This is a genomic window from Pseudomonadales bacterium, from assembly GCA_024234615.1.
Taxonomy (GTDB): domain Bacteria; phylum Pseudomonadota; class Gammaproteobacteria; order Pseudomonadales; family IMCC2047; genus JAJFKB01.
Genome location: JACKNY010000002.1, coordinates 391881 through 406561, shown reverse-complemented (window position 1 = coordinate 406561; position 14681 = coordinate 391881). Strand labels below are relative to the sequence as shown.

Genomic DNA, 14681 nt, shown 5'->3' with positions numbered 1-14681 from the left:
GATCTAGAGGCTCGACCACCCAAGAGAGGCCGTATTCGGGGTTTTTCTACAAACTCAACGTTAGTCCGGATTAATTTTTTAGAGGTCAGCCACAAACAGTCATAGAAAAAGTGAATCCGTTGTTTGTTCTTGTGTACGCCTTCTCCTCAGTCCGATAAATAGTACTCTACGGTAGAAACTACTCTTACTTTCTTGATATGTGGATTATTTTTGTCTCGGGCATTAATGCTGAACTGTCCTTGAGTAGCCTTTCTGATCTTACCCAGAGTACTTTTCGAGTCTGAGGCAAATTTTTCGGCAACTTCTCGCGCTTTACGAGTTGCTTCCTCAATCATTTCAGGCTTTATTTCGTTTAGACGAGTAAATAGATACTCCGTTTGAGATTGGTAGTTTCCACCCGTGAACACAATCCCTTTTTTACCCAGCTCTGATAACTGCCCCATTACTTTTCTAACGGAATCAATGTCTTTAGAATATACGGTTAATGTTTGAACAGCGGTGTATCGAAACTCGGCTTTAGCCTGGTTTCCATATTGTTGTGCAGACTTATCAGTGATTGACGGGGTAGCAAAAGAGATTTCCTCTTTATCGATTCCCTTACCCGATAAAAACTCACGTATATTTTTCGTGTTTACATCAATGGCTTCATACAACTCTTCCAGGTTATTGCCGGCTGCAGTAAATTGTATTGGCCAAATAACAATATCTGATCCCAACTCCCTTTCAGACAAGCCTTTCACTGTTACAGTTCTTTCGTATTCTTTAAATTTTATCGCTGAATTTCCCAGTAGGTAGCCAAGGCTACTCAACCCTAAAAATATGGATATACCAAGTATTAATGAGTTTTGTTTAGTTTCTAGTACCACCTAAATCTCCTTAAGGGTATACATAAAATTTTTCTATGGTCTTACCAAAAGGCTTGGACAAAATATACCTCAAAAAGAAAAGCAGTAATCCGCCTCAAGGGAAATACACGTATAGATGGTCAATCACTGTTAAGGTGGAGCCCACCTCTCTGAGTCAACTTGGTAACACTGCTTTGTCGCTTAGCGAACTCATTTAAGATTGCGGAGACTCTCACGTAACACACCGAATGTCTGCATCATTACTGAAAAATCCCAACAGTCTTGGGCATATGCTATCTTGCCATCACGAAATTCATAATAGGATAAACCAGTAAATTGAATTTTTTTACCTGTGCAGTCCATTCCTTCAAACTCGCCATTCCATGTGGCAGTTATAACCCATTGGCCCGCACCATGTGAATCGGTAGCAAACCGTTTAATGTAGGCGACATGAAAATCCGGCATAGTCTTGAATACTTCTTGGGCAAATCCACAAACTTCTTTAATCCCGTTAAAGTTTACTCCCATAGCCATGTCTTCGTAGACGCAGTTATCAGCAAAGCAATTAGCTATAGCCTCCAGGTCATGGTTACACCACGCGGTATAATTATCATCAAGGAGCTTTTCATTTTTTTCATTCATAACTAGGCCTCTTAGCTTTTTGTCAAAAATATCATCAATAAAGGTAATTCAGTAGCAACCTAAGTTACCCGTACTAAGATTTCTATCTTAAATAAAGAGCTTGGCTAGACTATAGTTTATCTAACGCAAGTCCTTAAAGTGTGGTAATACCTCTTGTGCAAGTAAATCAAGCGCTACATCAAAATCCGGTCCTAAAGGGGGGCCGAACGCAATATGTGTAGCGCCGGCATCTATCATTTCCTCAATTTGTGGAATAACATCTGCTGGCGTACCTGTTACTGAAAAAGCACGAATTGACTTGTCTGACACTAAGCTTTTAGCTTTATTAATATCACCGGCTTGAAAAGCGTCATAAGCGGCTTGTATTTCATCTGGAGGTATCCCTTCGTTAGCAGTCATTGGAGCTAGCGCAGGCTGTAATAGAGCAAGTAAGCCTTTGATATGATCCATCGCCGCTGCCCTGTCTCGGGAGAGGGAGCAAAGCGGACCAACAATCACATCAAGCGTAGAAATATCACGCCCAACACTTTCAGCACCTTCAAAAAATTGCTTCTTGAGGTGAGATAGATATGACGGGCTCCAGGTACAATCTGCTTTAAATCCACTGGCGATTTTCCCTGCCATTTTTGCCATCATTGGTCCCCACGTGCCGATAAAAATAGGCAAATCTGGTCTTAATGTCTCAAATTGAAAATAGAGGTCTTTCGTAACAGTGAAAAACTCACCGTCAAATTGTTCTCTGGTGCCAGAGAGTACATGCGACATTACCTGATGAGCTTCTTGGACCATTTTGATTGGCTTTGCTGGATTAACTATACCTAGTAGTGGGTTAAAACCGCCTCGACCGATACCGCAAACAGCTCGTCCATTAGTGAGTTCATCCAAAGCAGCAAGATTTGCTGCGTGGTAAACAGGGTGCGCCACTTGTGGTGTCACTATCGCCGGTCCTATTTTTAGTGTACTTGTGTTTGCGCCAATCAGGGCTAAGATCAACCACGCTGGACGGAAAATCAGATCGTCCGCGATATGCAGCTCATCAAACCCATAAGCTTCAATTTTTTTTGCCCAGGGCACAAAACAAGACATAGGGTACATGCCGGTAATCATGACACTAAACTTAACAGTCATTAATTTCTCCTGTTGCAGAAGATATGCGGTTTTCAACCAAGTTCTATTAGTACGTGTATTTTACGTTTAGGTACCACTCTCGGGGGCGGGAAACTACGGCTTGTGCATAGCCAATCCCGGCATTAGCAACACCACTTACGATGTATATTTCATCGGTCAGATTGGTTACACCCAGAGTTGTCTGCCAACGGTCACCGCGAAACCGGTAAGTGACTGCCGCATTCACAAGCGTATAATCGTCCTGCTCTAAAATGGCATCATTTGCTACTGTTTTAAATTGCGAACTCTTATAAGACACATCCGTACGGGCAAACAAATGTCCATTTTCATTATTAAAAAAGTCAGCCGTCACGCCAAATGTCGCTGTTCGTTCAGGGGCATTAGGGAGATCACTGTTCAGTGAGGTACCAGCAGCAATTGCTTCCGCAGAGAGCCCCTTATATTCGCTATCCAGATAACCCGCACTAATATCCAGACGTAACCAATCAGCCGCAAGAATAATACCCTCTATCTCCAGACCTTTTATTTCAGCATCCCCAGCGTTAATGAGAACGGGTACAAAAGCGTTCGGTCCAGTATTTGCGGTCAACTGTACATCGTCATAATTGGTAAAAAATGCCGCGATATTTAAACGTATACGACGGTCAAAAAATTCGGTTTTCAAACCAATTTCAAATACCTCCGCTGTTTCTGGAGCAAAGCTTGGAATCAATCTATTTATGTTGGTTTCTGTAGTTGTAACACCAGGAATAACGGGTGGAAAACCTCGCAAGGTAAACCCGCCGCTTTTGAAACCCTGTGAATAGCTCGCATAAGCCAAGTTTGATTCCCCAAAGTGATAATCCAGCGTCACCGACGGCGTGAATTCGGTGTCGGAACGTGAAACTTCAACTTCGGGGAATAAGGGCAGACCCTCTTGAACCAGGAAACCATTACCTGTTGCGCCCGCTAGAGATGCGAAAAACGGCTCAAAAATATCCGGAACATTGTCAATTCGTTGCTGTGGTAAAAAGTTTTTCTCTTCATCGCTGATGCGTGCGCCTAAAGTTAGCGTTAAGGCGTCGGTTATCTCGAAGCCAATTTGTCCAAAGATTGCAGTGCTTTCATTATCAATTTCACCGCCACTGGTAAATTGCACCGATTCCAGCAACACGGGAAATCTCTGTGAGCCCTTTTCCGTGGCGTAATAAATACCTAACAAATAATTTATCCTATCATTGAAGGCTTGCCCGGATAGCTGAAATTCTTGACTAAATAGCTTTAGTGTAATGTCCTGAGCAATATTATTTTGGTAAGCAGGTACGCCGGCTAACTCCTGAAAAACATCTACTTCTGCGCGACGGTATGCTGTGATAGATTTGACGGAGGCGGCATTAAGCTCCCAATCAAGGGTAAAACTTGCTCCCCAGATATCGGTGTCAGATTGATTTGGACCAGTGTTGGTGCTATTCAGATTGTCTATATCCGCTGCAAATTGTGAGTTCGAGCAGTTTGGATTGCTGAATCGTGCCGGATCGTTCAGGGCAGGGTCACAAGCAGGAAAAGCAATTGTGTTGTGCAAGCCACCAAAAAAAGCATTTTCATCGACCAGGATCGTCACTTGTCCAGGAGATTGTTCTCGTGCCCGCGTAGCATCGATCGCAAGTGACCCTGTCAGGTTTTCGGAAAAATCCCAGTCGGCTACAATACGGCCTGACAATGCGTCTTTATCGCCTTGTGTATCTCCGGTAAGAATTCGGTCAACGTGGCCATCACGGTTAAGGGAGGCAAGTGAAGCACGAACCCGGAAACTATCACTAATTGGTAAATTACCGGATACTTTCAAATCTCTGCGGTCAAATTCACCTGCGGTAACATCAAGAGTAAACTCCTTCTCATCGCTCGGCTTTTTTGACGTCAATAAAATTGCTCCGCCAATGGTATTTTTACCAAACAAAGTTCCTTGAGGTCCGCGCAGCACTTCGATGCCGCCGAGGTCAACCGCGTCCATCAAAGATCCTACCGACTTGCCGATATAGACGCCGTCAAGATAAAGCCCTACGCCCGGTTCGACCGTAATGGCATAATCTGTCTGGCCTATACCTCGTATGGATATCTGTGAAGAAGCTCCTCCACCAGACTCCGACGCAGCGCTATCAAACTGTACATTGGGCACAAAATTTGTAACGTCGGAGACAGACTGGATATTGCGCAGTTCAATCGCTTCACTATTGAAAGCCGACACCGCAACTGGCGTTTCCTGAAGACTTTCTTCTTTTCTCCGGGCTGTTACGACAACCTCTTCCAGAGTAGCTTCTGCTGCGAAAGTTAATGGAACGTAAGTAAATAACGTCGATGTTCCCAATAAAGCGAAAGATATAAGATTAATACGACCATAAACCCCTAACATATTACATTCCTCTATCTTGTGTTTTGAAATTATCTGGGCTTAGGGTCTCACAAGAAAATAAGGTCGCAAAAGCCAAAAACCGCAGGGGAAGGTCAGTTTCTGCAAAAGCGTTCACGCAAAGAGAGTCAAACACAATGTAGCTGTTCAACCAGGTTAGATATTTGCGGGATGATACAACGCTAAAAAATGTTAACTACAATATGACGTTAAATCTGATGCGGATGCATACACTACATCGCCGTCTTATAACGTATTGAGTGGTTACAACAGTGCTCAATGCTAAGGTCTCAGGTAAGGTAATGCTCTTACCCATCACTTTTTCCGTGTATCCGAGGGGTACTCTCCAAATTCTTGGAAATAGGCATGGGCAAACCGCCCAACATGGCATTGCTGGTAACGATGAGACACTTCTGTCACAGATATATCGAATTGCATTGGGTCAAGCAAGTCGAGCCTAGCTTGCCTTAAACGCAGAGTTCTTAGCCAGAGAATTGGGCTAACCCCATGGTACTTCTGGCAGGCATGATAAAGTGTTCGCTCTGACACTCCCGCAGCCTCAGCAATGTCTTGGACATCAATATCTTCAAGTAGATTTTTCTCCATAAAAAGCGCTGCTTTTCGAAGATAGGGCGGCACAGCTGGAGTCCTTTCGCGTGCCACATCTCTGGATAAATCTGTTTCCAGCAAAGAAGAAACTAGTAGCGTTAAAAATGTGTCTTCTATGGCGGCGGCGACGGAACCTCTCGTGGCAATCGAACCCTGCCTGTCAATTTCTTTGCAAATGTATGCGAGAAAATCAAGCAGACCGGAGTCCATATCTTTTACCAAGTAAGGTTTACGCTGAAACTCTATCCACTTTCTGCCTAACTGTTGGGTATATTTTGAGAAAAGAATGTTAAGTCTTTGCTTAGGAATCCCAATACCCAAATGACTATGATCACTTTGCATTTCGAATCTGAAGCGGCTTAACGGTTCGAGAACCACAATCTCGCCCCCATTCAGATCAGCATGCTCATCTTGATTTTTGACTGTCGCACGGCCACTTAGGGGTAGCACAAGAATATAGTGGTTCCGATTCGTATCGTTAACTGTAACCTCTACATCCGCACCATAACTAATAAGATTAAATGTCAGAGAGCAAAGACTCGCTCCCCTGTGAATAAAATTAATAGGATTTGCATTGTTACAGGTTCTTAGGGAGTGTTTACAAAAAACCTCTTCGACACTGGCCCGGGCATAACTCTGGTTTCGTGTGACAAGCAAATTATGATTTGCAAATAAAGTGTCAGGTCCCATACCTTTTAACACAGACGAACCAATCCATTGATGATTGCATTCTGATCGTTTTGGCTCAGACATTACGCACCTCATAAATTCCAGCGACAAAACAACGGGTTATCGGCTGTACTTTTAGACACATTTCAATCGATAAAACAATACAGGGAACCAGATTACCCCAAAGAAGGCGAATAAATTTATTAAACAACCATTATTCATGGCTATTTCTAGGATACACCAAAAATTATCACATAGGTATCAAAGCCCAGTTTAGAGCAATATCACGTTAACGAAAGCAAGTTGTAAAATACCCAGGCAGCGGATACCCACTCGATTAACAGTCACAGTTCAGCTGGGCCTATGTAATAAATGCTTGATCACTCAGCAGCCGATATTTCCTTACCGAGGACTCCCTGTAAAGATGAAGCAAGGTTTCATTAATTTAAATACCTCTTTAAAGTAATGAGCTTGCACAAAGGTGCTTAGTGATTAAACCTAATCTCCATTTTTTCTGCGCACGACAGTTAACCAATCCAGCACCAGACCTGAAATTGCGTTAAACCCTCGCACACGAAAAATAATTTTTAGCAGCTTCGGTCTCGGCCTGACGTGTGGCTCTATGAGGCGTGGAACAAACCATAAAGTGACTAGCGCTCGCAGTAGCGACGAACTGATAAAAACGACGAATACCGCCTCGCTGAGCCAGTGCCAATTCAGTGAACTGATATGCACGTCTGCCTGCGCAGCAATCATCCCCCCGGTGAGTGCTCCAACGAATACAAAGGCCGCACTGAGCGAGGATTGCAGTGCCGCATAGCTCGCAAAATCAGTACGAAATGGACGAATATCATAGAGGTAATTGGCAGTACTTAAACTAAATCCCGCCCAACAAAATCCGGAGATCGCCTGGATCGCCAAGATGTAAATAAAATCACTCGAAAACACCCACAACAACGGTAGAAACGGCAGTAAGCAGCTGGTGACCCTGATAACTAAGCGATTACCGTAGCGATCACTGAATCGCCCCCAATATCCTAAAGTAACAAACTGTGTGGCCACCGAAACCACATTGGTTAGAACATACTCGAAATAGGTAAACTGTAAATTCTGTAGCATATAAACGGCGAAAAATGGTGCAGAGATCGCCACCATGGCATTCATGCTCGCGATAAAAAGGCTGTACTGCCGAAAGGTTCGGTCTTTCATCGCCTCGCGATATTGCCGGACTGTTCGAGTAAATAAGCCTGGCACACGAGGATGATGCGGATCCGGGTCATGCATATGCCATAGTAATTTGGCGGACACCAGCCGCCCTATAGCCGCAGCGCCAAATAACAAACTGAATCCCAACCAAGTCATACCAATATGGGTCGTAACAGATAAAATACCGCCGCCCAACAGAAAGACAGCCAGTGAAGCCAGCATACTCAGCCGCGTACGCGCCGCAAAAAAAGTGCCACGCCGACGCGGTGGCACCAAACTGCCCATCCAGGCGCGCCAGTGTGGTTGAATCAGGTTAAGACCACACTGATAAAGCATGGCGAGCGTAATAAAAACCCAGACACTATCACTGCCTGATAAAGCCGCCAAAGCGGCTAAGCCAACTACCACTAGCGTCTGAGCCGAAGCCACCAACACGATAAAATGGCGACGTCGATAATAACTGGCGATCCATACCGATAATAGCTGACTGAAGGCACCAAACAATTGCGGCAATCCGCTCACCCAACCCATCTGTAGTAGACTGGCACCAAGAAAGAGAGCAAACGCATTGAAAAAGTTATCGCTGGTGGCGCTCATTGCCGAAGAGGCTACCGCTTCCTGTTGGGAGCGGCGCAGGGTTAACCGCAACCAGGCTTTACGCGAACTTCTTCGATGTGGATCAGATGACAAATTGGCTTGTTGAGTGGTCAAGTTCAATCGCTGAATATAAAATTAAAGCGGCATTATCCGCGTAGTTTGGTATTAAATAAAGCAATCCAACCAGCTAGGAGAAAGATAGAAAGAGTAAAACTTTTAGCAAAGAAAATGTTTTTGGTTAATTTGAAGGATCATTAATTTTTGCGGTTAAGACGCTTTGAATTGGCAAAACGCCTCATGACTGGAGATGATGAAATAAACAGGGTCACCTTCGTTCGCTAGCAATACCTGAAAAAAGCCTTCTTGCTTCCAGTCGATGAAAAACCCCTGGTCTTGAGAGTTTGACTTGCCGGTGTTCCCCAGTCTCATCCATTGACCGTTAGCCAGACACTCAAAATTGCACTTCTGATTCTGACAGTTGAGTATCTCGCCCTGTAATAAAGTTTGTTGAGTTTGTTCCGCACTCGCTACCATTGTTAAAAATAAGGTAACTACCAACATTATCCGTCTGCACATAACGTCAATCCTCTAGCAAAACAGCATGTCCGAATCTGAAAATTTACCTCTATATTTTTGGCAGGCGCTCGTCATTTCGGCTTCCCCCAGGCAATGCGAACTAATGACATCCCCGCTAACAAAGCAATCGGTGCGAAAAAAACTGGGCCAATCAGTAACTCCAGACCATGGGGGAATTCCGGACTGGATCGATCCGGTAGGAATGTTGGCCAAAACTCAAAATTCGCCCACAGCAGTACCAGAATAATGGGGATCGCACCACCTAGCATTAACCTTGAATTCAGCACCTGGCTACCCCCCAAACGACGATGAGCCCAGAGAATAATCAACATTAACGTGAAAGGGAAAAAACCCAATAGCGAAGAAATAATAGGGTTATGGCGGCGGGAAACCAATTGCTCGGATAATGCCGTCAAGGTATCAGAAATGGACATGCCCACTCCAAGCGCAACCAGCAAAAACACCAAAATCGGTAAGATGAGAATGATAACAGCCAGCACCAAGCTCGCAGTTCGCTGATTAAACATATGCATTCCTTCTTCTAAAATACGCGCAGATGCCATTATTACGCTCGCTGATTAAAGTAACAAGGGATGACCATTGATCAGTATCTATATCGAACTAATCATGTAATGAAGAAGTAAAGAAAACGGTGTTAATTCTTTGCTAAAACGCGCCTTAACACTAGAAAAAAGCTAAAATGCCCAGCCATTTCATTCGACAGAAAACTGTGAATCAACCATCCACCAATTACGATGTAATTATTCTGGGCGCTGGCGCCTCCGGATTGATCTGCGCCTTTACGGCAGCTCGGCGCGGCCGCCGGGTTTTACTGTTGGAGAAGTCGAATAAGGTGGGTAAAAAGATCCTAATGTCAGGTGGAGGACGTTGTAATTTCACTAACTATTTTGTCGGGCCGGATAACTTTGTTTCCCGCAACCCACATTTTTGCAAGTCCGCTTTATCGCGCTACACACAATGGGATTTTATCGCCCTGGTCGAACAGCACGGTATTACTTACGAGGAACGTAACCACGGCCAGTTATTTTGCAAAGACTCGGCCAAAGATATTTTAAACATGCTGTTGGCCGAATGTGATCTGGCCAGCGTCGAAATCAAAACCCATTGTGATATAACGGGAATAGAAGATTTGGCGCTAAAGGGATATTCAACAAAGCATCAGCATGAAGACCTGCGCAGCCGCTATCAACTTGAACTACAGCAGGGGCATCATCAACTAAGGTTACACTGCCACTCGCTGGTAGTGGCAACCGGCGCCTTATCGATTCCTACTTTAGGCGGCAGCGGAATGGGTTACGACATTGCCGCTCAATTTGGTTTAGCCATCACCCCGCGCCAAGCTGGCTTAGTGCCCTTTATGTTTAGTGATCAGATGAAGGCCATCTGTGAGCGCCTATCTGGTCTAGCCTTGAAAGTTGAAGTCAGTTGTAATGGCAAAACTTTTATAGAAAACCTCTTGTTTACTCATCGTGGCATTAGCGGCCCGGCGATCCTACAGATTTCCAATTACTGGCAGCCGGGCGACACCCTCAGCATTAATTTGCTGCCCGAGATCAATGCCTCTGAATGGCTAATTAACGCCAAACATCAATACGGCAAAAATCTACTAAAAACACTGTTGCATCAAAAATTAGCAAAACCTCTGATCAATGAGTTACAGGCGCTTTGGTGGGAACAATCTGCGCAAATACCGCTGGCTGAATATAACGACCACCACCTTAGACTGATTGGCGAAAAATTTAATGAATGGGCGTTAAAGCCTTCCGCCACCGAAGGCTATCGCACCGCCGAAGTAACCCTGGGCGGGGTCGATACCGATGCCATAAGTTCTAAAACTATGGAGGTCAAAGAGCAACCAGGCCTTTATTTTGTCGGCGAAGTGCTGGATGTAACCGGTCAACTCGGCGGGTTTAATTTTCAATGGGCCTGGTCGTCAGGTTATAGTGCCGGGTTGTTTGTTTAGTTGTGTTGATGGAACTAAAACGAAGACTATTTTTTGGTTCGATTATATCGAAAATAATATATCTTATTGATATTATAGATTTTTTATAAAAGTCTTCGTTTTTGCTATCAAGCTTTAAATCCGTAAGCGATTAATAAACGACACCCTCAACGGATATCGAACTCGGCCGCTTCCGGTTAAGTGTTAAGCCCTCGGCTTATAGTGGACTATGCAGTGATACTTAGCGCAAAGCCTTTTCAATCGCCGCAAACAAAGCGAAAGTTTCAGCTTCTTTCGCAAGATCCACCGCAATAGGCCAGGTGCTGGTTACCGCAATCACAATATTCTCAGCAGGGTTAACGTACACGTACTGGCCAAACACACCAACGGCTGAATAGGCATGATCCTGACCACCCGGAAACGTCCACCACTGATACTGATATCCTAGGGGATAACCTTCATATAAACGACCCGGTTGTACTTGGGGAGCGTCAGGTGTTGTTGCTTCTTTCACCCATCCTGTTGGCAGGATCTGTTTATCTTCATAGCTTCCATCATTCAGCATTAACAAACCAAAGCGTGCGTAGTCCCGCAAGGTTATGCTCAAGCTTCCTGCTCCAAAAGCCATATCATCCTTGTCTACCCACCAAAAAGAATCGCTTTCCATGCCTATCTTTGACCAGATTTTTTCTGACAAATAGTCGGCAGCATGTTTACCTGTTACTGCGTGCACGAGCTCGCTGAGTACCGTGCTCTCTCCACTAGAATAATTAAAGAGACTGCCGGGCGGGCGCCGGGATTTCAGAGAGGTCATGATCTCGCTGAAGCTTTCTGTTCTGTTAACTACACCATTTTCGAAGAGGCGTGCAAAATGATTTCCTTTCGAGTCGTAATTCTCTATAAAGTCAACGCCGGATGACATTTGTAACGCCTGTTTTATGGTTACATTTTCATAACCGGTATTTTTATAATGGGGTATGTAATCCACAAGTTTATCGTTGACGCTGGTAATAAGCCCATCGCCGAGTGCCAAGCCAACCAATGTGCTGACAATGGATTTGCCAACGGAAAAGGAAGTGAATAGCGAGCTTTCATCCGCACCCTGAAAATAGCCCTCATAGACGATGCTACCATTCTTAATAACTAGAAACCCGGTGGTATTGTTTCGCTCAAAATAATCTGCCATTGAATACGAATTCCCTTCAAACTGATAATTGATTTTCAGCTTAGTATCCGTATAAGGCAGCCTGTCGACATACTGTCCCTTGGCTATACGGCGAGAAGGAAATATCTCATGAGCGTGACGATAAGAACCTGGCTTTTCTCGTGGCGGCAGGAACAAAAAAGATGACCGATTAAAATTAACCGGGTATGCAACATCGATCTGCTCAACGGCATTTACCGGTTCAACGATTGATTGCTGTGACTCATTTTTACAGCCAAGCAACGCCGTGGTAACAATAAAAAAAAGGGCATGTAATGGTTTTGTCAGATTCATGGCATATCTCAAGATCAGGAATTAACCCCAGGCGTATTGCTACCCTGGGGAACTTTTCTGTTGGGAGTTTTTAGAAGTTGTAAGTCGCCTCTAACGCCCACCTGCGAGGGGTGCCTGATATAGAGACATAGCTACCCAGTGCATCACCCGAAGCACTGGTTAAATACTCTTCCCCAGCCAGGTTATATCCTGCCAACGAGATGCTCCAACGACCCTCTTCCTGTGACAGGCTCAAGCGCGCATTGACCAAATCGTAGCCGGGATAATCGAATATCCCTGCGTCTAATGCATTAGCGAAGGAATCTCTCGGAAAGATGTCGGAACGGTAGCTGTAGCTAACTTGGACTGCCGCCATCATACTATCGAAGGTAGGCCATTCGTATCTGGCTCGGACAGATACGCTCTCTTCCGCTCCCGGCCGTCTCTTAAGACCTTCAACCGGTATGAATTGTCCATCCTGAGTGATCACGAGATTATTGGAATCAGTTATCTCAATATCCACAAGCGATAACGCTAGATTTAGGCTTAGTCCTTCGATGGCTTCAGGCAGCCAGGTTACATCCAGCTCCAAACCCTTGACTTCAGCATCGCCTATGTTGTCGAGCTGGCCGATAGGGACACCCAGCTGCAACTGGTTGTTAAAGTCTTGCAGGTCCTGATAATCGTAATAGAAAAACGCACCATTAATCCGCAAACGATTTTCAAACCAGTCCGTTTTGAATCCTACCTCATAGGCCCAAACTATTTCTTCATCGTAGGGCGCAAGATTATCGGCGGATATTGGGAAACCACCAAAAAATCCACCTGACTTAAACCCGCGCGTTACCTTACCGTAAATAAGAGCGTTATCGGTAGGGGTCCAATCTAAGCCGATATGGCCCGACCAATGGGAATCCAACTCAAAATCAAAATCGGTGCCTTTATGCAGGTAAAAACCGCCTAAGGATCCTAGGTCAGCATAAAAAAACCCGTCACGCATGCGCTTTTCTTCATCGGTATAGCGCAATGATGCGTTCAATTTAAGCTGCTCGCTCAGCTCTAAATCGATATGACCATAGATCGCCCAGGACTCACCTTCCTGCTCAAACCCACGCGATGTAGTAAACGTAGAACTAGGAAAGCCGGGAGGACATGCAAAAGGTGGGTTAGGATCGCAAGCAAAAGCCGCTTGGAAAAAGATATGATTATCGAGACCAGCCAGGCGAAATTCTTTGTTCTCTTCCTCCGAGTACATCATCGCTGCGATCCACTGCAGAGCACCATCAGTGTTTGATGCCAAACGCAGCTCCTGCGACCAGGATTTGATCTCTGCGGAGCCATTCTCCCTTAAAAATTCCCGCTCCGTCGCATCATAGTCAAAGATAAATTTATTGTCGAAATCCATATAACCGGTTACTGAAGTCAGAGTGGCAAAACCAAGATCCCAGGTTATTCTTGCCGTAAAGGCTGTCCATTCATTATCTAGTTCGTTGATCGGTTCCGATAATACTGTAGAGCCGTCACTGGACTGCAAAGCAGGACTTAGGGCGCCGCTGCCACCAGTAACATTGTCCAACACCTGTGACGCCGTAAGGCAATTTGCGTTATCTCGTCCGCCCGCGACGACCGCCCCACAATAATCACGTGCGAATACGTTGGGAGAATTTGGACTGTGCACACCGATCGCCGACCCAAGTGTTGTTTCAGGATTATTTTCCCCGCCCTCAAGCTTTAACAACACTTCCAGATCACTGGTTGGTTGAAATAACAACTGGCCTTTTGCCGCCCAAAAATTTTTATCGCCGTACTCGTCATCACCGGGTGTTGCCAGCGTATCCTGCCAACCACCACCTAGATCGGTCTTTGCGGAAATTCTAAAGGCCGCAGTATCAGAGATGGGGCCGCCATAGGCTCCCTCAAGCGAGTACCTATCCCATCGGCCGTAGGAGCCCGAAACGTAACCACTGTGCTCTTTAAGGGAAGGTTCTGTGCTGAGTACGCGAACGGCTCCGCCCGTGGTATTACGTCCATATAACCCAGTTTGTGGGCCTTTCAGAACTTCGACGCGCGCCGTATCAAATAAGCCGATACCGCTCATAACATTAGAAACCAGGTAAACCTCGTCATAATAAACGGGCGCAGTGGGCGTGTTATTTGAGTTATAGTCCGTCAAACTCACACCACGAATTACCCAAGTTGGCTGACCTGCGCCTCGCTCATCATAAAGTTCAGCACCAGGAATATGCTCGGTCAGCTCCTGCAAATTACCGGCACCTAGATTTTTCAGATCCTCAGAACCAAATACGGAAATAGCGATGGGAACGTCCTGTATACTTTGGTCACGTTTTTGAGCAGTAACAACTACCTCTTCTATCTGAGCATGTGCAGACGACACGAGCGCTGCAAGCAAAGGTATCGTTGCTATTTCGCGCTTTTTGAATGGTAAAAAATGATTTGCCATTGACGTACCTCCAGCCTATTTGGAATAGTTATATTGTTTATAATTTGTAGAACCAAATAAATATGAATTTTTATTCACATATATTGTTGCGCTATTTTATTGCCCTGTCAACAAACATGAAT

The 14681-nt window shown here is 45.0% G+C and carries 11 protein-coding genes; 1 reads left to right on the top strand and 10 read right to left on the bottom strand.

The features are described 5' to 3' along the window. Positions 1-146: 146 nt before the first annotated feature. The 8 genes from H6995_11040 to H6995_11005 all read right to left on the bottom strand — a co-directional run bounded on the left by H6995_11040 (position 147) and on the right by H6995_11005 (position 9185). Positions 147-866 carry an SIMPL domain-containing protein gene (locus H6995_11040; protein MCP5215531.1) on the bottom strand — a complete coding sequence of 240 codons (720 nt, stop codon included), beginning with the start codon at positions 864-866 and terminating at the stop codon, positions 147-149. Positions 867-1055: 189 nt separating this feature from the next. Further along, on the bottom strand, positions 1056-1487 hold the full coding sequence (locus tag H6995_11035; protein ID MCP5215530.1) for an ester cyclase: 432 nt from the start codon (positions 1485-1487) through the stop codon (positions 1056-1058). A gap of 120 nt (positions 1488-1607) precedes the next feature. Further along, complete coding sequence (locus tag H6995_11030) at positions 1608-2615, bottom strand: LLM class flavin-dependent oxidoreductase (protein MCP5215529.1); 1008 nt, start codon at positions 2613-2615, stop codon at positions 1608-1610. Positions 2616-2661: 46 nt separating this feature from the next. After that, on the bottom strand, positions 2662-5004 hold the full coding sequence (locus H6995_11025; protein MCP5215528.1) for a TonB-dependent receptor: 2343 nt from the start codon (positions 5002-5004) through the stop codon (positions 2662-2664). Positions 5005-5316: 312 nt separating this feature from the next. Further along, positions 5317-6363 carry a helix-turn-helix domain-containing protein gene (locus H6995_11020; protein MCP5215527.1) on the bottom strand — a complete coding sequence of 349 codons (1047 nt, stop codon included), beginning with the start codon at positions 6361-6363 and terminating at the stop codon, positions 5317-5319. A gap of 414 nt (positions 6364-6777) precedes the next feature. Further along, positions 6778-8082: an MFS transporter gene (locus H6995_11015; protein ID MCP5215526.1), complete on the bottom strand. Its 1305-nt coding sequence runs from the start codon at positions 8080-8082 to the stop codon at positions 6778-6780. A 267-nt stretch (positions 8083-8349) separates the two neighbouring features. After that, positions 8350-8658 carry a hypothetical protein gene (locus H6995_11010; GenBank protein ID MCP5215525.1) on the bottom strand — a complete coding sequence of 103 codons (309 nt, stop codon included), beginning with the start codon at positions 8656-8658 and terminating at the stop codon, positions 8350-8352. Positions 8659-8729: 71 nt separating this feature from the next. Next, positions 8730-9185 (bottom strand): hypothetical protein, encoded by a 456-nt coding sequence (locus tag H6995_11005; GenBank protein MCP5215524.1) that lies wholly within the window; start codon positions 9183-9185, stop codon positions 8730-8732. Between the two features lie 173 nt (positions 9186-9358). Here H6995_11005 and H6995_11000 point away from each other — a divergent pair, with 173 nt between their 5' ends. Further along, positions 9359-10642, top strand: a complete 1284-nt coding sequence (locus H6995_11000) for an NAD(P)/FAD-dependent oxidoreductase (protein MCP5215523.1) — start codon at positions 9359-9361, stop codon at positions 10640-10642. Positions 10643-10862: 220 nt separating this feature from the next. Here the strand turns inward: H6995_11000 and H6995_10995 are convergent, their stop codons facing one another. After that, positions 10863-12119 carry a serine hydrolase gene (locus tag H6995_10995; GenBank protein ID MCP5215522.1) on the bottom strand — a complete coding sequence of 419 codons (1257 nt, stop codon included), beginning with the start codon at positions 12117-12119 and terminating at the stop codon, positions 10863-10865. A 70-nt stretch (positions 12120-12189) separates the two neighbouring features. After that, entirely contained in the window at positions 12190-14559 is a 2370-nt protein-coding gene (locus tag H6995_10990) for a TonB-dependent receptor (GenBank protein MCP5215521.1), read from the bottom strand. Between the last annotated feature and the right edge of the window lie 122 nt (positions 14560-14681).

What these genes read in the sequence shown, in the direction of transcription:
- H6995_11005 (MCP5215524.1), bottom strand. Translation starts at nt 9,185, where the DNA reads ATGTTTAATCAGCGAACTGCGAGCTTGGTGCTGGCTGTTATCATTCTC.
- H6995_11000 (MCP5215523.1), top strand. Translation starts at nt 9,359, where the DNA reads ATGCCCAGCCATTTCATTCGACAGAAAACTGTGAATCAACCATCCACC.
- H6995_11035 (MCP5215530.1), bottom strand. Translation starts at nt 1,487, where the DNA reads ATGAATGAAAAAAATGAAAAGCTCCTTGATGATAATTATACCGCGTGG.
- H6995_11010 (MCP5215525.1), bottom strand. Translation starts at nt 8,658, where the DNA reads ATGTGCAGACGGATAATGTTGGTAGTTACCTTATTTTTAACAATGGTA.
- H6995_11020 (MCP5215527.1), bottom strand. Translation starts at nt 6,363, where the DNA reads ATGTCTGAGCCAAAACGATCAGAATGCAATCATCAATGGATTGGTTCG.
- H6995_11025 (MCP5215528.1), bottom strand. Translation starts at nt 5,004, where the DNA reads ATGTTAGGGGTTTATGGTCGTATTAATCTTATATCTTTCGCTTTATTG.
- H6995_10990 (MCP5215521.1), bottom strand. Translation starts at nt 14,559, where the DNA reads ATGGCAAATCATTTTTTACCATTCAAAAAGCGCGAAATAGCAACGATA.
- H6995_11015 (MCP5215526.1), bottom strand. Translation starts at nt 8,082, where the DNA reads ATGAGCGCCACCAGCGATAACTTTTTCAATGCGTTTGCTCTCTTTCTT.
- H6995_10995 (MCP5215522.1), bottom strand. Translation starts at nt 12,119, where the DNA reads ATGAATCTGACAAAACCATTACATGCCCTTTTTTTTATTGTTACCACG.
- H6995_11030 (MCP5215529.1), bottom strand. Translation starts at nt 2,615, where the DNA reads ATGACTGTTAAGTTTAGTGTCATGATTACCGGCATGTACCCTATGTCT.